Here is an 18,016-nt window from a genome sequence, read left to right on the forward strand (position 1 = left end):
TTGGTTTCGCGCATGTTCCGGATCGTCGGGCGGCCCCGCCCGACTTGAAGATGCGCCGGCCCGGCGGCGGAGGGGGCCTGCGGCTTGCCCCCTCCGCGCCTTCCGCCTAAGCCGCCCCTCCCCTTCCAGGCAGGAGCGGCAGCATGGGCATGAAGGTCGCGGTCGTCGGCGCCACCGGCGCGGTGGGGCGGGAGATCCTCAAGACACTCGCGGAACGGTCCTTCCCGGCGGATGAGGTCGTGGCGCTGAGCGCCGGCCGCGGCGGCGGACAGGAGGTTTCCTACGGCGAGGAGGCGGTGCTGAAGGTCCGCGGCCTGGACGGGCACGATTTCGGCGACACGGACCTTGTCTTCTTCGCGGCCGGCGCCGCGGCCAGCCAGATGCACGCGCCGCGCGCCGCCGGCCAGGGCTGCATCGTGATCGACGACAGCAGCGCCTTCCGCATGGAGCCCGACGTGCCGCTGGTGGTGCCGGAGGTGAATGCGGCGGCGCTCACCCGCTTCCGCAAGCGGCGCATCATCGGCAATCCGAGCCCGGGCAGCATCCAGCTGGCGGTCGCGCTGAAGCCGCTGCACGACATCGGCAAGGCGCGGCGCGTGGTGATCTCCACCTACCAGTCCGTCTCCGGCGCGGGGCGGGAGGGGATGGACGAGCTCTGGACCCAGACGCGCGGCGTCTATGTGAACGAGACGCCGCCCGCCGAGCAGTTCCCGAAGCAGATCGCCTTCAACTGCATCCCCCATGTCGGCGACTTCATGGATGACGGCGCGACGCGGGAGGAATGGGCCCTGGCGGCGGAGGCGCGGAAGATCCTGGACCCCGACATCGCCGTGGCGGCGACCTGCGTGCGCGTGCCGGTCTTCATCGGCAATGCCCAGGCCGTGCAGGTGGCCTTCGAACGCCCGGTGACGGAAGCCGATGCCCGCGCCGCGCTGCGGGAGGCGCCGGGCGTGATCGTGCTCGACCGGCGGGAGGATGGCGGCTACGCCACCGCGGCCGAGACCTCCGGCGAGGATGCCGTCTATGTCAGCCGCCTGCGCCGCGACCTGACGGTGCCCTATGGCCTCGGCTTCTGGAGCGTGACGGACAATCTGCGCAAGGGATCGGCGCTGAACGCGGTGCAGATCGCGGAGGAACTGGTGGCGCGGAAGCTGGTGGGGAAGTGAGGCGTCCTCAGCCGCCCCGGAACATCGCCGCCACTTCCCGCGCCATCCAGGGCGCGGTGCTGAACTTGCCGCTGTCCACGGAGACGTAGCGGCCGGTGCGGCGGATGCCGAAGCGGTCGCGGCGGTGCAGGCCGGCGGCGGGGTCGTGCAGCGGGCCGCTGCCCGGGGCGACCACCCAGCTGCCCTGCACATCGGTATGCGCCGCCCCGTCCGCGACGCGGCGGATGGCCGGCAGGTGTTCCGCCAGCCCGTCCAGGATCCGCGCCGCCAGGGCCTGGCGCCCGGCCTCGTCCAGGGCCGGCAGGGGCGGTGGCGCGGCGTCCCGGCCTTCCGCCACCAGCCCCGCGGGATACCAGGACAGGTAGAAATCCCGGTCGCCATAGGCCTTCACGTCGCCGAAGGGGCCGGTCCCGATCAGGGCATTGTCCTGCGCCACCGGGCGGGCGGTGTGGATGAACAGCGCGTAGCGGTAGCGGTGGGTCAGCTCCGGCGCCGGGGCCAGGCCGATGCCCTGGTCGATCACGCAGCGGCCTTCCCACAGCGCGTTGACGACGATGGTGAAGGGCCCGTCCGGCCCGGCCTCGGTCTCCACCCGGAAGGGGCCGTCCAGCCCGTCCGCGGCCGCGGCCGGCCGCACGCCCAGCACGCGGGTGCCGGCGCGCAGCTCGATCCGCTGTTCCGCCGCCAGGGCGGCGATGTAGCGGCGGGCGAGCCAGCGGGAGGAGACGCTGCGTTCCGGCAGCCGCCAGCCGCCCAGGATGGCGCCGCCTTCCGGCGCCAGGCCCGCGATCTCCGCGCCCGTCAGGGGGGTGGCGCCGCGGCGGGCGGCGTCGTCCCAGTAGCGCCCGGCATCGGGATGGCTGCGCACCAGGTCGGAGACGCGGCGGAAATAGGCGTCGATGCCGGGCTGCTGGACCACGGAATCGCGGTGCAGCAGGAAGATCTCGTCCCGCGGCGTGGTGGCGCCGGCGATGGAGCCGCCGAGCAGGTCCTCCACGATGTCCTTGAACAGCAGCCCGCCGGGCAGCAGCTGGCGCGCGGTGCCCAGGCTGGGGTCGGCGGCGTAGAGGTAGCCGAGATGGAGCTTGCCGTCGTTCCAGCCGCTCGATCCCTCGAAGGGTTGTCGCGCCTGGTCGAACAAAGTCACGCTGTAGCCTTGCCGCGCCATGTACAGCGCGGTCGAGCAGCCCGTGATGCCCGCCCCGAGCACCGCTACCCTGCCTGTTGCCCGCTTGCCGCGGCGTCGTGGCGTCTCCATCAACAAGACGGTAGGCGGGCCTTCCCGGATGGGCAAGGAAGGGGTGGCGGGGGGACGCCTTCAGAAGAACAGCCGCAGGATGGCGCCCAGCGCCGCGCCGCCGGTCAGCAGCTTGTGCAGCACCTCCAGCGCCCGGGCCAGGCGAGGGCGGGCGGGCGCTTCGGCGCCGGGGGGCGGGCAGGGCGCGGCCGGGCGGCGGGGGGCGAAGCGCGGCAGCGTGCGAGGCTCGGGCTTGCGCATGGCTATAGGATAGCATTCCTATAACCTCGATGCACGATTCGTCGGATGGACGCCTGTCCATGTTGCACCGCGTTGACGCTATGGCGCGGTGCACCATAAAAGCATCCACAAGGTTGAGCGCGCGCCCTGCCTCGACGTCGGGCGCGCCATGAGGAGCGGGCGCCGCATGTCGACAATGCAGGATTCGCGGGAGGCGACCATGATCGGTCGCCGGTCGGATGGCACGCCGGTCAGGCGGCCTCTGTCGCCGCATCTGCAGGTCTATGACATGCTGCAGATGACGAGCGCGCTGTCGATCAGCCATCGCATCACGGGCGTGATCTGGTCCGTGGGCGCGGCTGTCATGGTGTGGTGGCTGGTGGCCGCGGCGTCGGGGCCGGAGGCTTTCGCCACGGTTCAATGGTTTCTTGGCTCCTTCATCGGCATCCTGTTCCTGATGGGGCTGACGGGCGCGGCCTGGTTCCACACGCTGGCGGGCATCCGCCACCTGCTGTGGGATGCGGGCTGGGGCTACGACATCCCGACCGTCTACAAGACGGGCCGTGCGGTGCTGGTCGGCACGGGCGTGCTGACGGCGCTCACCTGGCTCGCGCTGCTGATCTCCTGGTAAGGGGCTGAACCATGTCGCATTCGACCGGGGAAGCGCCCCGCCAGTCCCAGCTCCGCACGCCGCTCGGCCGCGTGCGGGGCGCGGGTTCCGCCAAGTCCGGCGTCGCGCATTGGTGGGGGCAGCGCGTGACCTCCATCGCGCTGCTGCCGCTGACGATCTGGTTCATCGCCTCGCTCGCCACCTCCGCCGGCATGCCGCACCATGTGGCGCAGGCCTGGATCGGGCATCCGCTGAACGCGGTGCTGCTGCTGGCGCTGATCGGGCTGACCTTCCACCACATCGCGGCGGGGCTGCAGGTGGTGATCGAGGATTATGCCAGCACCGAGGGTTCCAAGATCGCTGCCGTGCTGGCGGTGAAGTTCGTCTGCGTGCTGCTGGCGCTGGCGGCGGCGCTCGCCGTGCTGCGCATTGCGGTCTGACGCGGCGACCATAGTTCAAGGCCTGGCGGCAGGGGCTACGGGGCCCCGCCTGATGAATGGACGGCACAGCTGATGAACGCCATCTCGAAGCCCTCGATCGGCAATGGTGCGTATCGCATCGTCGATCATACCTATGACGTGGTCGTGGTCGGCGCCGGTGGCGCGGGCCTGCGCGCCACCTTCGGCATGGGGGCCTCCGGCCTCAAGACCGCCTGCATCACCAAGGTCTTCCCGACGCGCTCCCACACGGTGGCCGCGCAGGGTGGCGTGGGCGCCGCGCTCGGCAACATGGGCGAGGATGACTGGCGCTGGCACATGTACGACACCGTGAAGGGGTCGGACTGGCTGGGTGACCAGGACGCCATCGAGTACATGTGCCGCGAGGCGATCCCGGCGATCATCGAGCTCGAGCATTTCGGCGTGCCCTTCAGCCGGACCGAGGACGGCAAGATCTACCAGCGCCCCTTCGGCGGCCACATGCAGCATTACGGCAAGACGCCGGCGATGCGCGCCTGCGCCGCGGCGGACCGCACGGGCCACGCCATCCTGCACACGCTCTACCAGCAGGCGCTGAAGGCCAATTGCGAGTTCTTCGTCGAGTACATCGCCCTCGACCTGATCATGGATGACGAAGGCGCCTGCCGCGGCGTCACCGCCTGGTGCCTGGAGGATGGCTCGCTCCATCGCTTCCGCGCCCAGTCCGTGGTGCTGGCGACGGGCGGCTATGGCCGCGCCTATTTCTCCTGCACCTCCGCCCATACCTGCACGGGCGATGGCGGCGGCATGGTGCTGCGCGCCGGCCTGCCGCTGCAGGACAATGAATTCGTCCAGTTCCACCCGACCGGCATCTACGGCTCCGGCTGCCTGGTGACGGAGGGTGCGCGCGGCGAGGGCGGCTACCTCACCAACTCCGAGGGCGAGCGCTTCATGGAGCGCTACGCGCCGACGGCGAAGGACCTGGCGTCGCGCGACGTCGTCTCCCGCGCCATGTCGATGGAGATTCGGGAGGGCCGCGGCGTCGGCCCGCTGAAGGACCACATCCACCTGCACCTGGAGCACCTCGGCGCCGACCTGCTGCATGAGCGGCTGCCGGGCATTTCCGAGACGGCGAAGATCTTCGCCGGCGTGGACGTGACGAAGGAGCCGATCCCGATGCTCCCGACCGTCCACTACAACATGGGCGGCATCCCCACGAACATCCACACCGAGGTCCTGAACCCGACGGCGGGCGACCAGGACCGGGTGGTGCGTGGGCTGATGGCGGTGGGCGAGGCCGCCTGCGTCTCCGTCCACGGCGCCAACCGGCTTGGCACCAACAGCCTGCTCGACCTCGTGGTGTTCGGCCGCGCGGCCGCGCATCGCGCCGCCGAGACGATCAAGCCGGGTGCGACCCAGGCGCCGCTGCCGCCGGGCGCGGGCGAGGCCTCCTTCGCCCGCTTCGACAAGGTGCGCCACACCAAGGGCGGTTCCTCCGTCGCCGATGTCCGGCTGCAGATGCAGCGGACGATGCAGGAACACGCCGCGGTGTTCCGGACCAGCGAGCTGCTGGCCGAGGGCGTGCAGAAGATGAACAAGGTGGCGGCGGGCTACGAGGATATCCGCATCGCCGACCGCAGCCTGATCTGGAACAGCGACCTGCTGGAGGCGCTGGAGCTGGACAACCTGCTCGGCAACGCGCTGACCACGATCGTCGGCGCCGATGCGCGCAAGGAAAGCCGCGGCGCGCATGCGCATGAGGATTTCCCGGAGCGCGACGACCAGAACTGGATGAAGCACACCCTCGCCTGGGTCGATGACAAGCGGAACGTCAAGCTCGACTACCGCGACGTGAAGATGCGCACGCTGACCAACGAAGTGCAGGTCTTCCCGCCCAAGGCCCGCGTGTACTAGGAGCCCGATGGATCATGGCTACCTTTACGCTGCCCAAGAACTCCACGATCTCGAAGGGCAAGCACTATCCCGCGCCGCATGGCGCGAAGAAGGTGCGGAGCTTCAAGATCTATCGCTGGGATCCCGATAGCGGGGAGAACCCGCGCACGGATACCTATGACATCGACCTCGATGCCTGCGGGCCGATGGTTCTCGATGCCCTCATCAAGATCAAGAACGAGGTGGACACCACGCTGACCTTCCGGCGGTCCTGCCGGGAGGGCATCTGCGGCTCCTGCTCGATGAACATCGACGGGCTGAACACCCTGGCCTGCCTGAAGCCGATCGAGGATGTGAAGGGCGAGGTGAAGATCCACCCGCTGCCGCACATGCCGGTGGTGAAGGATCTGGTGCCCGACCTCAGCCAGATCTACGCGCAGCTCCGCAGCGTGGAGCCCTGGCTGAAGGCCGATACGCCCCCGCCGCCGGATGGGGAGCGGCTGCAGTCGAAGGAGGAGCGGGCGAAGCTCGACGGCCTCTGGGAATGCATCCTCTGCTTCTGCTGCTCGACGGCCTGCCCCTCCTACTGGTGGAACGGCGACCGGTATCTGGGCCCGGCGGTGCTGCTGCAGGCCTATCGCTGGATCGCGGACAGCCGCGACGAGGCGACGGGCGAGCGGCTGGATGCGCTGGAGGATCCCTTCAAGCTCTATCGCTGCCACACCATCATGAACTGCGCCCGCACCTGCCCGAAGGGGCTGAACCCGGGCCAGGCGATCGGCGAGATCAAGAAGATGCTGGCCGAGCGCCAGGTCTGAACGACCACGCCGCTGAGGCATGGAAGGGCCCGCCGGCGACGGCGGGCCCTTTTGCGTTTCAGCGGAGATAGGGATCCAGCAGCGGCAGCGACAGCAGGGCGGAGGCCGCGATCATCGCGTAGCAGGCGCGGCGGAAGACCACCGGGGACATGATGGTGAAGAGCCGCGTGCCGACCCAGGTGCCGAAGGCATAGACCGGTGCCGCCACGACCAGCGGGCCCAGCAGCGCCGCGCTGAACAGGCCGGCGATGGCGAAGCCCGCCGCGGTCAGGAAGCCACTCGCCGCCAGGAACAGGTTGAAGACGGCGCGCAGCTGCGCCGGCGGCAGGTGGCGGCCGAGCAGCCAGGCCATCACCGGCGGCCCCGGCACCAGCGCCACGCCCGCCAGCACCCCCGCCACCCCGCCCACGCCGATGGCGGCCCCCCGATGCGGCGTGGCGGGGAAGCGAAGCCCCGAGGCCGCCAGCGCCAGCAGCGCCAGGATCACGCCGGCCACCAGCCAGCGCAGCGCCAGCGGATCGGCCATGGCCAGCAGCCCGATGCCGAAGGGCAGGCCCAGCAGCACGCCGAGGCTGAGCCACCCCACCTCCGCCTTGTCCGCCAGGCCCCAGGCGCCCCGCAGCAGCAGGATCATCGGCACGAAGTCGATCACCAGCAGCAGCGGCGCCGCCAGCCGCGGCCCCACCGCGAAGGCCGCCAGCGGCATGAAGATCAGCGCCGCGCCGAAGCCGGAGAAGCCGCGGGCGATGCCACTCGCGAGGGATGCCAGGACCAGGGCGGCCAGCGGAATGCCCTCCGGGATCGTCATGCCCGGCGGAACACGACGATGAGGTTGTTGGCCGGCATGGGCGTGACCTCGGGCGGGGCGAAGCCCCGGGTGGCGGCCAGCGCGGCAACCTCCTCCAGATGCCGCAGCCCCCATGCGGGGTCGCGGGCGCGGAGGCTCTGGTCGAATTCCTCGTTGCTCGGCGCGGTCGGCACGGCCGCCTGGCGGTAGGGGCCGTAGAGGATCAGGGGGGCACCCGGCGGCAGCACCCGCGCCGCGCCGCGCAGCAGGCCCTTGGTCGCCGTCCAGGGGGCGATGTGGATCATGTTGATGCAGAGCAGGGCATCGGCGGCGGCGATGGGCCAATCGGCGCTGGCATCCAGCGCGAGCGGGGGGCGGATATTGGCGAAACCCCCGCACCAGGCGGCGATGCTGGCGCGGTTGCCGGGATCGGGGTCCGTCGGCTGCCAGTCCAGCGCGGGCAGGGCCGCGGCGAAATGGGCGCAATGCTCGCCGGTGCCGCTGGCCACTTCCAGCACCAGGCCGCGCGGCGGCAGCAGGCGGCGCAGCTGCGCCAGGATCGGGTCGCGGTTGCGCAGCGTGGCGGGGGCGTATCGGCGCGGATCGTCGCTCATGCCCCCCGGCATCCGCCCGGCGCCGCGCGCCGTCAACCGGCAACCCCGCGCGCCGCATCCCGTTTCCCCCGCATGCCGCGATGGGCGGCCAGGAGGACACGCCATGACGCATCACACGCTGCACCAGGTGCAGGAACACATGAAGGTCGTCGGCAGCGATGGGGAGGAGGTCGGCACGGTCGATCACCTCGACGGCGACCGCATCAAGCTGACGCGCGACCAGAGCGGCCAGCACCATTTCCTGCCGGGGGAGGCCGTCGCCTCGGTCGGCGATGGGCAGGTGCGGCTGTCCATGCCGGCGGCGCAGGCGAAGCGGCAATGGCAGGCGGAGCCGATGAACCCCGCCATGAACCCGGCCATGACCGGCGCGACGCAGGGCCAGCGCACCATGCTGGGCGCGGCGGAGGCCGGGCGCGGCGGCGGCCAGCGGCAGGAGGGGACGGGCATGGCCCAGCCCGGCAAGGCCCAGCCCGGCATCGCCCAGCGCCAGGGCGACAAGCCGGCGGTGGGCGGGGAGGCCGGTGACGCGACCGGCGGCACGGGGATGACGCGCGACCCGATCTGACATCGAATCAGCCGGCCGAACCCGGGGAGCAACCGATTGCACCCCGGGGCTGCCCTGGGCCATGCTCCCCCTCCCGGTGGCCATCCGAAGAGCGCACCGGAAGGGAGAGATACATGGTCCGCACATCGCTTTTGGCGGCCGGCTTCCTCGCCGCGCTGGCCACATTCCCGGCCCTTGCCCAGGCCCCTGCCCCGGCCCCCGTGCCAGGCTGGGCGATCGGGCGGCCGGAAGGCTCCACCCTCGCCCCCCATGCGCCGCGGCTGACCGTGACGCCGGTGGACCAGGTGCCGGTCGGCGCGCTGCGCCTGCCGCCGGGCTTCCAGGCGGAGATCTACGCGCATGGCATCCCCGGCGCGCGCATGATGGCGGAAGGGCCGAACGGCACCGTCTTCGCCGGCACCCGCGCCATCGGCCGCGTCTATGCCATCAGCCGCAACCCGGACGGCACGACGCGCACGCGCATCATCGCGCAGGGGCTGAACAACCCGAACGGCATCGTGATGGTGGGCAACAGCCTCTTCGTCATCGCGCTGAACCGGGTGCTGCGCTACGACAACATCGAGGCGAACCTCGACAACGTGCCCGCGCCGGTGGAGCTGACGGAGGCCTTCGGCCTGCCGGGCGATGCCGACCACGGCGGCAACCACCACTGGAAGTTCGCGACGCTGGGCCCGGATGGCCGGATCTATACGAATGTCGGCGCGCCCTGCAACATCTGCGAGATCGACCGGGAGCGCTTCGCGCTGCTCGTCTCCTTCAACCCGGATGGCAGCGACCGGCGGATCGAGGCGCGCGGCGTGCGCAACAGCGTCGGCATGGCGCATCACCCGATCACGCGGGAGCTCTGGGCCAGCAACAACAGCCGCGACTGGGCGGGCGACGACAGCCCCGACGACACGCTGTACCGCGTGCGCCGCGCCGGCGAGGATTTCGGCTATCCCTTCTGCGTCGGCAGCTGGGCGGACCCGCAGGAGAACAAGGGGCGCAACTGCTCCGAATTCTCGCAGCCCGCGGCGCTGCTGGGCCCGCATGTCGCGGCCCTCGGCATGCGCTTCTACACCGGCACGATGTTCCCCGAGCAGTATCGCAACCAGATCTTCATCGCCCGCCGCGGGTCTTGGAACCGCACCCGGCTGACGGGCTTCGACGTGGTGGTCGCGAAGCTCGATGCGCAGGGCAATGTCACGGCGGTGGAGGAATTCCTCACCGGGCTGCGTGACGACGCCAACCAGCGCTTCCTCGGCCGGCCGGTCGATGTGCAGGTGCTGCGCGACGGGTCGATGCTGGTGGCGGATGAGCAGATGGGTGCGATCTACCGCATCACCTATCGCCAGTGAGGGGCGTTCTGGGCGCCCTTACCGGGTGTGATCGACGGACGCCGCAGGCGGCCGAGGCCGCGAATGCGGCCCGCCGGTCGTCCGGCGAGCCAAGCGGCCGGAGGCCGCGCCCGGCGCTTGAGGGCCTGAAAATGCTGGCGGCGGCCCTGGTGGCCGCCGCCGCTTCCACCGGCGCGCAGGCCGCCGATGCGCGGCGGGGCGCCGATCTGGCCGCGCATCGCTGCGTGAACTGCCATGGCGACAATGGCCGCAGCCAGGTGCCGGGCGTGCCTTCGCTCGCGGGGCAGCCGGCCGATTTCATCACCGTGCAGATGATCCTGCTGCGGGAAGGCATCCGCCAGGCGCCGGCCATGAACCCCTTCGCGCAGGGGCTGCCGGACCGGGACATCGAGGATCTGGCCGCCTTCTTCGCCAGCCTGCCCCCCGGCCCGCCCGATGACCGCGCGCCGAAGGACGAGGCGCTGTTCGCCGCCGGCCAGGCGCTGGCGGGGCCGCGGCACTGCGCCACCTGCCATGTCGCCGACTATGGCGGGCGGGCGCAGATTCCCCGCGTGGCAGCGCAGCGGGAGGAATACCTGGTGCATGCCATGACGGAGTATCGCGACGGCAAGCGCGCCGGCGTGGATACGCAGATGAACGGCGCCGTCGTCGGTCTCAGCAACGCCCATATCGCCGCGCTGGCGCATTTCCTGGCGCATCTCGACTGAAGCGCCGGGGTGCGCGCGGCACCCCGGCCCTCCCAAAGGCTCAGGCCAGTCTCAGGCCAGGCGGCGATCCGTGGCGCGCACCGTGGTGCGGGTGCCCGTGCGGGCCCCGAACACCGCCGCGACGGCGCCCAGCAGCATGGCCGCGAAGATCCAGTAGGCGCCGATCGCCGCGCTGTTGGCGGCCGCATCGGCCGCGGCGCGGGCGCGCGTCTCGGCTTCCTGCGCCACGCGCGTCGCCTCGGCCTCCAGCCGGTCCACCCGCGTGCGGGCTTCCTCCGCCGGGATGCCGTATTCGGCGGCGACCAGCTGGGACAGGCGGTCGCGCGCGCCCGCATCGGCGCTGCCGCTGCTGATGCGGTTGCCGACGATCTGCGCCATCTCCGCCCGGCGCTGGTCGCTGTTCATCGCGGCCGGGTCGCCGCCGGTCTGCAGGCCCGTCTGCAGGCGTTCCACCACGGCGCGCGGGTCGATGCCGCGCGCGGCCGGCGCCACGGCGGCAATCGCCTCCCCAGCCCCCTGCCCGATCCCCTGGGCGGCGCTGCCGACCATGCGGCTGATGCCGCCGGCCGCGCCGGCCGCGGCATTGCCCAGCAGCACGGCGGAGATCAGGAAGCCGATGGCCCAGACGGAAAGGCCGTGCAGCACGCCATCCGTGTCATCCGCCGTGCCGGACAGCCGCGCGGCGACATAGCCGCCGACCGCCAGGCCGATGAGGTTCGCGACCAGCAGCCAGATGCCGCCGGCGATGCCGAAGCTGCTGGCGGAGGGGGTATCGCCCACCGTCGTCGGATCGATGGTGGTGGCGCCGATGGCCAGGCCGAGCACGTTCAGCATGGCGCCGACGGCGACGGCGACGACGCCGCCCGCGAAGACGGCGCCCCAGGAGATGCGGCTGGGCAGGGCGGGCGCGCCTTCGGGCGCGGCGCCGCCGGTCATGCCAAGGGCACTCCCCTGGGCGGTGGCAACATGGGTCTGCATGGAAATTCCCCTCGGCTTGAATGCCTGGGGCGGAACGCCGCGATCCGGGGCGGGTTCGGGCCGGGCCGCGGCGGCGATGGATGTTCCGCCAAATGTGGGCCCGGCAGCCGGATTTTTTCCCGTCGCAAACTTGCGGCGCCGGCGTTCCGGGTCCAAACCGCCGCAGTCCCGCCATATCGCCCGGGAAGAATGGACAGCGATGCAGGTCTATCTGCCGATCGCCGAGATGTCGGTTGATGCCCTGCTGCTGCTGGGCATCGGCTTCGGCGTGGGCTGGTTGTCGGGCCTGTTCGGCGTCGGCGGCGGCTTCCTGCTGACGCCCATCCTGATCCTGATCGGCATCCCGGCACCCGTGGCGGTGGGGTCGGGCGCGAACCAGACGCTCGGCGCCTCGGTCTCCGGCCTCATGGCGCAGTGGCGGCGCGGCAATGTCGATGTGCGCATGGGCAGCGTGCTGCTGGTGGGCGGCTTCGCGGGCTCGCTGCTCGGCGTGCAGCTCTTCGCCTGGCTGCGCCGCATGGGGCAGGTCGATCTCGCGGTGGCCATCTTCTACGTCGTCGTGCTCGGCACCGTCGGCGGGCTGATGGTGCGGGAGAGCCTGACGGCGATCCTGCGGCGCCGCCGCGCGCGGCCGCGGCGGCTGCACGAGCATTTCTGGATGCACGGCCTGCCGCTGAAGATGCGGTTCCGCAAGTCGCGGCTCTACATCTCCGTCATCCCGCCGCTGCTGATCGGCTTCGCCATCGGCCTGCTGTCGGCCGTGATGGGCGTGGGTGGCGGCTTCATGCTGGTGCCGGCGATGATCTACCTGCTCGGCATGCCGACCGCCGTGGTCATCGGCACCTCGCTGTTCCAGGTCGTCTTCGTCACGGCCAATGTCACCTTCCTGCAGGCCGTGCAGGTCGGCAGCGTCGATATCGTGCTGACCCTGCTGCTGCTGGCGGGCGGCGTGGTGGGGGCGCAGATCGGCGCGGCCATGGGCACGAAGCTGCGCGGGGAGGAGACGCGCGCGCTGCTCGGCGCGCTGGTGCTCTCCGTCGCGTTGGCGCTGCTGTGGGACCTGCTGCGGGTGCCGGAGCAGCTGTTCGTCATCGGCCCCGCGCCGTGAGGCGCGGCCTGGTTGGGCACGCCGTGAGGCGCGGCCTGGTTGGGGGCGCCGTGATCCGCGCGCTGCTGCTGGCCCTGGCGCTGGCCTTCCCGGCCGCGGCGCAGGTCGCGCCGCCGCCGCCCGCGGCGCCGCCGACGCTGGCGCCGCCCTCGCTCGCCGCGCAGCTCGCCGTCGCCACCATCGAAGTGACGACCGCCTTCACGGGCGGCGAGATCCTGGTCTTCGGCGCGACGGAACGGCTGATCGGCGCGCAGGGGGATGAGGTGGTGGTGCTGGCGACCGGGCCCTCCACCTCCCTCGTCGTGCGGCAGAAGGTCGAGATGCTGGGCGCCTGGATCAACGGGCCCTCCGCCCGCTTCAACCGGGTGCCGACCTATTGGGCGCTGGCCTCCACCAGCCCCGTGGCGACGCTGCTGGACGGGGTGGAGCGGCAGGACCTCCGCCTCGGGCTCGACCTGCTGCCGCTGGTGCAGCTGGGCGCGCGGGGGCCGCAGTTCCGCGCCGCGCTCGCCAGCCTGAAGCAGGATGCCGGGCTCTGGGTGGACCAGGTGAAGCCGGTGGAGGTCTCGGGCGGGCGGCTGTTCCATGCCCGGCTGCCGCTGCCCGCCACCGTCGCGACGGGGCCCTACCTGATCCAGGTGATGCTGGTGCGGGAAGGCCGCGTGGTGGCGCGGCAGGAATTGCGGATGGACGTGGTGCGCAGCGGCACGGCGGCCTGGATCGCCGACGTCGCGCGCGGGCAGCCCGTGCTGTATGGCTTGGCCTGCATCCTGCTCGCCGCCCTGGCGGGGTGGATCGGCAGCGTGCTGTTCCGGAGGGGCTGATGCCGGATGAGGTGAGGGACGAGACGGCGGAGGCCGCCAAGGCGCGGCGCGACCGCGTCTTCCTGGTGGTGGTGGATGACAGCCCCGAACGCGGCGTGGCGCTGCGCTACGCCGCGCTGCGCACCAAGAAATCCGGCGGCCGCGTGGCGCTGCTGCGGGTGATCGAGCCCGCGGGCCAGGTGGAATGGGCCGGCATCGGCGCGCTGATGGCGGAGGAACGGCGGGAGGAGGCGGAGAAGCTGCTCTCCACCCTGGCGGCGGAGGTGAACGACATCACCGGCGGCCTGCCCATCCTGCTGATCCGGGAGGGGGAGCCGCGGGACGAGCTGCTGGCGCTGCTGGAGGAGGATCCGCGCATCTCCATCCTGGTGCTGGCGAGTTCGACGGACGGGTCCGGCCCCGGCCCGCTGATCGCGGCGCTGACCGGGCGCTACGCCGCCAAGCTGCCGGTGCCGATGACGATCGTGCCCGGCGCGCTGAGCGATGCGGAGCTGGAACGCGTGACCTGAACGCCATGCCCCGGCCATCGCCCCGCCGTTGCACGGGGCGGTGAAAAGGACCACATAAGTCCGGTATAGCCAGTCACCCCGGAAACCAGTCCCGATGTTCATCGAAACGGAAAGCACGCCGAACCCGGCGACCCTGAAGTTCATCCCGGGCCGGGATGTCATGGGCGGGCGCGGCACCGCCGACTTCACCGCGGCGCCGGAGGCCGATGGCCGCTCGCCCCTCGCCGCGCGGATCTTCGCGGTCGGCGACGTCGCCCGCGTGTTCCTGGGCAACGACTTCGTCACGGTGACGAAGACCGAGGAGGCGGACTGGCAGCTGCTGAAGCCCCGCGTGCTCGGCGCCGTCATGGAGCACTACCTGGCCGGCCTTCCCACCATGGAAGGCGAGGACGAGGAGGCCGAGGCCGAGGATTTCGAGGCCGAGGACGGCGAGATCGTCGCCCAGATCAAGGAACTGCTCGACACCCGCGTGCGCCCGGCGGTGGCCGGCGATGGCGGCGACATCGTCTTCCGCGGCTTCCGCGAGGGCGTGGTCCGGCTGCGCATGCAGGGCGCCTGCAGCGGCTGCCCCTCCTCCCGCGCCACGCTGAAGCATGGGGTGGAGACGATGCTGCGCCACTACGTGCCGGAGGTGGTGCGGGTGGAGCAGGTGGAAGCCTGAACTTCCATTCCTGACGGGCCGGATTGGCGTCACCACGCCCCCGGCCTATCTCCCTCCGGCAGAGACCTGCCGGAGCCGCCTTCCATGACCGACCAAGCCCCCGCCCCCGCGACCGCCGAGCCCGTGCCGCCCGCCCCGCCGCCGGTCGCGGCCACCCCGGTGGTGGAGCGCCCGGTGCTGGATGGCGCGGGGATGGACCTGCTGTTCCGGGAAGCGCGAACCCACTACGCCTGGCAGGACCGGCCGGTGCCGGAGGCGACGCTGGAGGCGATGTACAACCTGCTGCGCATGGGCCCGACCTCGGCCAATTGCAGCCCGGCGCGCTTCGTCTTCATCCGGACCTCGGAAGGCAAGGCGCGGCTGAAGCAGGTGCTGTCGCCCGGCAATGTCGAGAAGACGATGAAGGCGCCGGTGGTCTGCATCGTGGCGCATGACCAGGCCTTCTACGACAAGCTCGGCTTCCTGTTCCCGGGCGCGGAGCTGCGCGGCTGGTACGCCGACAACCCGGCGCTGGCGGATGCGACGGCGCTGCGCAACGGCACGCTGCAGGGCGGCTACCTGATCATGGCGGCCCGCGCCGTCGGGCTGGATGCCGCGCCGATGAGCGGCTTCGACAACTACCAGCTGGACAACCTGTTCTTCGCGGGCACGCGGTGGAAGTCGAACTTCCTGGTCGCGCTGGGCTATGGCGAGGCGGCGGCGCTGCCGCCGCGCAACCCGCGCCTGAGCTTCGACGAGGCCTGCCGCTTCGAGTGAAGCCCTTCCCCCCCTCCCCCGCGCTGGCGGGGAGGGGGGGGTGGGGGTCGAAGCCCTCAGGCGGCCTGGGCGCGCCCCGCGGTGGGGTCGAGGCGGTAGCCGCCGCCTTCCGTCACCAGCAGCCGGGCATTGGAGGGATCCGGCTCGATCTTCTGGCGCAGGCGGTAGATGTGGGTCTCCAGCGTGTGGGTCGTGACCGCGCTGTTGTAGCCCCAGACCTCGTTCAGCAGGATCTGCCGCCCGACCGGCCGGCCGCCGGCGCGGTAGAGGTACTTGAGGATCGCCGCCTCCTTCTCCGTCAGCCGGATCTTCCGGTTCCGCGCCACTTCCAGCAGCAGCTTGGCGGAGGGGCGGAAGGTGTAGGGGCCGACGGTGAAGACCGCGTCCTCGCTGTTGTCGAAGACGCGCAGCTGGGCGCGCAGCCGCGCCATCAGCTCGCTGACCCGGAAGGGCTTGGCGATGTAGTCGTTGGCGCCGGAATCGAGCCCGCGCACGATGTCCTGTTCGCCATCCGCGCCGGTCAGCATCAGGATCGGCATGCGGAGACCCTGCTTGCGCAGCCGCGCGCAGAGTTCCCGCCCATCGCCATCCGGCAGGCCGATGTCGAGGACGATGGCATCGAAGCGCGCATCCTCCGCGGCCAGCCTGGCCGCGGCTTCCGCCGCGGTCGCGGCCTCGGAGGCGACGAATTCACCGTCATGGGCCAATTGTTCCGCCAGCGTCTGCCGGAGGGCTTCGTCGTCGTCCACGACGAGGATGGGGCGTGGACCGGCCATGGTAGCTCCCGTATCTGTGAGGCGCCTTCACAACGGGCGCGATGCGCATCGGTTTCACGCAGCCGTGCCCGAATCTCGCGATACTGGGACGCGACAGGCGATCTGCGCGTCCCAATCTTGCCCGAGGCGTCATGCGAGGGGCAAGCCTCGTGACCATTACGTCACGATCACCCTCGCTTGACGGGCAGAACGTTTTTCTCGGGGCCTGCCCCCTCCCAAACGCCTTCCGCACGCCACATTCGGGCGCGCCAATGGGCGAGTACCGGAACGCCAGATGATGAAAACCACCGCCCCCCTCGCATCACAGATGCGCGACCACGGCACCGATGCCGGACCCGGCGCCGGCGACGCGCAGGTGGCCGCGCTGCGCGCCGTCCATCGCGTGGCCAGCGACCTGCGGCGCGGCACGCCCGTGCTGGTGCGCGGCGCGGAAGGCGCGATCGTGGTCGCGGCGGCGGAGACGGTATCGGCCCGCGGCCTTTCGGAACTCGCCAGCGCGGCGATCGGCCCGGCGCTGCTGCTGCTGGCGCCGGTGCGGGCGGCGGCGGTGCTGCAGCGCCCGGTGCCGCAGGCGCTGGCAGCGGCCAATGCCGGATCCCCGCCGGAGATGGGCGTGGTGGCGCTGCGCCTGCCCGCCGGGCTGCTGGACCCCGCCGCGCTGCGCAGCCTGGCGGACCCGACGGCGGAGCGGCTGCTGCCGGCGGAGCCCGAGCGCGGCGCGCCGCCGCCCCACGCCATGGCCGCGATCGCGCTGGCCAAGCTGGCGCGGCTGCTGCCCGCGCTGGTCGCCGCCCCGGCGGCCGAAGCCACCGCCGCGCGGCTGAACCTGCTGGCCGTGGATGCCGCGGACATCCTGGCCTACCCGACCGGCGCCGCCATGACGCTGGCGCGCGTGGCGGAGGCGCGCGTGCCGCTGGAGGATGCGCCGGAGGCCCGGATCGTGGCCTTCCGCGCCGCCGATGGCGGGATCGAGCACCTGGCCATCCTGGTGGGCCAGCCGGAAGCGGCGCTGGCCGCCGGCACGGCGCCGCTGGCCCGCATCCATTCCGAATGCTTCACCGGCGACCTGCTGGGCAGCCTGCGCTGCGATTGCGGGCCGCAGCTGCGCGGCGCGATCAAGCGCATGGCGGAGGACCCGGCCGGCGGCGTGCTGCTCTACCTGGCGCAGGAAGGGCGGGGCATCGGGCTGGTCAACAAGCTGCGCGCCTATGCGCTGCAGGATACCGGGCTCGACACGCTCGATGCCAACCGGGCGCTGGGCTATGGCGCGGATGAGCGGAATTTCTGGGTGGCGGCGGAGATGCTGCGCGCGGTGGGCATCGGCCGGGTGCGGCTGCTGACCAACAACCCGGACAAGCTGGCGGGGCTCGCGGCCTGCGGGATCGGGGTGGAGGGGCGGGAGGCCCATCAGTTCGAGGCCAATGGCGTGAACGACGCCTATCTGGAGACCAAGGCCCGCCGCTTCGGGCACCTGCTGGCCTGATGGCGGCGGAGGCGGGCTACGCGCGCATCCAGCCCCAGGGCGACGGCAAGCGCGGCTTGTTCGTCCTGGACGGGCTGGTGCTGCGCTGTGCCCTCGGCAAGGGCGGCGTGCGGCCCGCGACGCAGAAGCGGGAGGGGGATGGCGCGACCCCCGCGGCCAGCATGGCGCTGCGCCGCGTGCTCTACCGGGCCGATCGCGGCCCGCCGCCCCGCTGCGCCGTGCCGGTGGAGCCGCTCTCCCCCAGCGATGGCTGGTGCGACGACCCGGCCGACCGCGCCTATAACCGCCCCGTCCAGCTGCCCTTCGGGGGGTCGCATGAGCGGCTGTGGCGGGACGATGCGGTCTATGACGTGATCGGCGTGCTGGGCTGGAACGACGCGCCGGTGGAGCGCGGCCGGGGCAGCGCCATCTTCCTGCACCTGGCGCGGGACGATTTCTCGCCCACCGAGGGCTGCGTGGCCCTCGCAGCCCGCGATCTCCGCGCGGTGCTGGAGGCGGGGCTGCGCGGGGTCACGGTGCTGGAGGGCTGAT

21 protein-coding genes are annotated in these 18,016 nt (G+C 71.8%); 15 read left to right on the plus strand and 6 right to left on the minus strand.

Features of this window, described 5'->3' with window-relative positions; all coding sequences use genetic code 11:
- The first annotated feature begins 143 nt into the window (after window positions 1–143).
- Window positions 144–1,166 (plus strand): aspartate-semialdehyde dehydrogenase, encoded by a 1,023-nt coding sequence (locus JJI54_RS02525; protein ID WP_203070612.1) that lies wholly within the window; start codon window positions 144–146, stop codon window positions 1,164–1,166.
- Between the two features lie 7 nt (window positions 1,167–1,173).
- Here the strand turns inward: JJI54_RS02525 and JJI54_RS02530 are convergent, their stop codons facing one another.
- Together JJI54_RS02530 and JJI54_RS02535 are read right to left on the minus strand one after the other, a co-directional pair.
- Window positions 1,174–2,376, minus strand: coding sequence for an FAD-dependent oxidoreductase (locus JJI54_RS02530; protein WP_203070613.1), 1,203 nt, complete (start codon window positions 2,374–2,376; stop codon window positions 1,174–1,176).
- A gap of 108 nt (window positions 2,377–2,484) precedes the next feature.
- A complete protein-coding gene (locus JJI54_RS02535; protein WP_203070614.1) occupies window positions 2,485–2,664 on the minus strand; it encodes a hypothetical protein in 180 nt (59 codons plus the stop codon).
- A gap of 166 nt (window positions 2,665–2,830) precedes the next feature.
- On the opposite strand from JJI54_RS02535, the gene sdhC reads away from it, so the two are divergent.
- The 4 genes from sdhC to JJI54_RS02555 all read left to right on the plus strand — a co-directional run bounded on the left by sdhC (window position 2,831) and on the right by JJI54_RS02555 (window position 6,380).
- Window positions 2,831–3,274 (plus strand): succinate dehydrogenase, cytochrome b556 subunit, encoded by a 444-nt coding sequence (gene sdhC / locus JJI54_RS02540; RefSeq protein ID WP_203070615.1) that lies wholly within the window; start codon window positions 2,831–2,833, stop codon window positions 3,272–3,274.
- A gap of 11 nt (window positions 3,275–3,285) precedes the next feature.
- Window positions 3,286–3,693: a succinate dehydrogenase, hydrophobic membrane anchor protein gene (sdhD, locus tag JJI54_RS02545; protein WP_164697034.1), complete on the plus strand. Its 408-nt coding sequence runs from the start codon at window positions 3,286–3,288 to the stop codon at window positions 3,691–3,693.
- Between the two features lie 72 nt (window positions 3,694–3,765).
- Window positions 3,766–5,583, plus strand: a complete 1,818-nt coding sequence (sdhA, locus tag JJI54_RS02550; protein ID WP_203070616.1) for a succinate dehydrogenase flavoprotein subunit — start codon at window positions 3,766–3,768, stop codon at window positions 5,581–5,583.
- Between the two features lie 14 nt (window positions 5,584–5,597).
- Entirely contained in the window at window positions 5,598–6,380 is a 783-nt protein-coding gene (locus JJI54_RS02555; protein WP_203070617.1) for a succinate dehydrogenase iron-sulfur subunit, read from the plus strand.
- A gap of 58 nt (window positions 6,381–6,438) precedes the next feature.
- On the opposite strand, the gene JJI54_RS02560 is transcribed toward JJI54_RS02555, so the two are convergent.
- Window positions 6,439–7,188 carry a sulfite exporter TauE/SafE family protein gene (locus JJI54_RS02560; RefSeq protein ID WP_203070618.1) on the minus strand — a complete coding sequence of 250 codons (750 nt, stop codon included), beginning with the start codon at window positions 7,186–7,188 and terminating at the stop codon, window positions 6,439–6,441.
- Window positions 7,185–7,781, minus strand: a complete 597-nt coding sequence (locus JJI54_RS02565; RefSeq protein ID WP_203070620.1) for a DUF938 domain-containing protein — start codon at window positions 7,779–7,781, stop codon at window positions 7,185–7,187. Before JJI54_RS02565 ends, JJI54_RS02560 begins: the two co-directional genes overlap by 4 nt.
- Before the next feature lie 103 nt (window positions 7,782–7,884).
- Between JJI54_RS02565 and JJI54_RS02570 the strand changes: the two genes are divergently transcribed.
- The 3 genes from JJI54_RS02570 (at window position 7,885) to JJI54_RS02580 (ending at window position 10,390) form a co-directional block, all read left to right on the plus strand.
- Window positions 7,885–8,346 carry a DUF2171 domain-containing protein gene (locus JJI54_RS02570; protein WP_203070622.1) on the plus strand — a complete coding sequence of 154 codons (462 nt, stop codon included), beginning with the start codon at window positions 7,885–7,887 and terminating at the stop codon, window positions 8,344–8,346.
- Between the two features lie 113 nt (window positions 8,347–8,459).
- Window positions 8,460–9,683, plus strand: a complete 1,224-nt coding sequence (locus tag JJI54_RS02575; RefSeq protein WP_203070624.1) for a PQQ-dependent sugar dehydrogenase — start codon at window positions 8,460–8,462, stop codon at window positions 9,681–9,683.
- Between the two features lie 131 nt (window positions 9,684–9,814).
- Complete coding sequence (locus tag JJI54_RS02580) at window positions 9,815–10,390, plus strand: c-type cytochrome (protein ID WP_203070626.1); 576 nt, start codon at window positions 9,815–9,817, stop codon at window positions 10,388–10,390.
- Between the two features lie 51 nt (window positions 10,391–10,441).
- Here JJI54_RS02580 and JJI54_RS02585 read toward each other — a convergent pair whose 3' ends face one another.
- Entirely contained in the window at window positions 10,442–11,368 is a 927-nt protein-coding gene (locus JJI54_RS02585; RefSeq protein WP_226381348.1) for a hypothetical protein, read from the minus strand.
- Window positions 11,369–11,567: 199 nt separating this feature from the next.
- On the opposite strand from JJI54_RS02585, the gene JJI54_RS02590 reads away from it, so the two are divergent.
- From JJI54_RS02590 to JJI54_RS02610, 5 genes are all read left to right on the plus strand, one after another.
- Window positions 11,568–12,476, plus strand: coding sequence for a sulfite exporter TauE/SafE family protein (locus JJI54_RS02590; protein ID WP_203070628.1), 909 nt, complete (start codon window positions 11,568–11,570; stop codon window positions 12,474–12,476).
- A gap of 50 nt (window positions 12,477–12,526) precedes the next feature.
- Window positions 12,527–13,300 carry a TIGR02186 family protein gene (locus JJI54_RS02595; protein ID WP_203070630.1) on the plus strand — a complete coding sequence of 258 codons (774 nt, stop codon included), beginning with the start codon at window positions 12,527–12,529 and terminating at the stop codon, window positions 13,298–13,300.
- Window positions 13,300–13,809 carry a universal stress protein gene (locus tag JJI54_RS02600; RefSeq protein WP_203070631.1) on the plus strand — a complete coding sequence of 170 codons (510 nt, stop codon included), beginning with the start codon at window positions 13,300–13,302 and terminating at the stop codon, window positions 13,807–13,809. The genes JJI54_RS02595 and JJI54_RS02600 overlap by 1 nt, the downstream gene beginning before the upstream one ends.
- A 94-nt stretch (window positions 13,810–13,903) precedes the next feature.
- A complete protein-coding gene (locus JJI54_RS02605) occupies window positions 13,904–14,470 on the plus strand; it encodes a NifU family protein (RefSeq protein ID WP_203070633.1) in 567 nt (188 codons plus the stop codon).
- 84 nt (window positions 14,471–14,554) lie between these two features.
- On the plus strand, window positions 14,555–15,226 hold the full coding sequence (locus tag JJI54_RS02610) for a malonic semialdehyde reductase (protein WP_203070635.1): 672 nt from the start codon (window positions 14,555–14,557) through the stop codon (window positions 15,224–15,226).
- 56 nt (window positions 15,227–15,282) lie between these two features.
- Here the strand turns inward: JJI54_RS02610 and JJI54_RS02615 are convergent, their stop codons facing one another.
- Window positions 15,283–16,002, minus strand: coding sequence for a response regulator transcription factor (locus JJI54_RS02615; protein ID WP_203070637.1), 720 nt, complete (start codon window positions 16,000–16,002; stop codon window positions 15,283–15,285).
- A 274-nt stretch (window positions 16,003–16,276) separates the two neighbouring features.
- Between JJI54_RS02615 and ribA the strand changes: the two genes are divergently transcribed.
- Window positions 16,277–17,485, plus strand: coding sequence for a GTP cyclohydrolase II RibA (gene ribA, locus JJI54_RS02620; RefSeq protein WP_456305573.1), 1,209 nt, complete (start codon window positions 16,277–16,279; stop codon window positions 17,483–17,485).
- The gene (locus tag JJI54_RS02625) at window positions 17,485–18,015 is read left to right on the plus strand and encodes a L,D-transpeptidase family protein (RefSeq protein WP_203070639.1); all 531 of its coding nucleotides are present in this window, start codon (window positions 17,485–17,487) and stop codon (window positions 18,013–18,015) included. The genes ribA and JJI54_RS02625 overlap by 1 nt, the downstream gene beginning before the upstream one ends.
- The last annotated feature ends 1 nt before the right edge of the window (window position 18,016 follow it).

The organism is Falsiroseomonas ponticola, from assembly GCF_016805305.1.
GTDB lineage: Bacteria > Pseudomonadota > Alphaproteobacteria > Acetobacterales > Acetobacteraceae > Falsiroseomonas > Falsiroseomonas ponticola.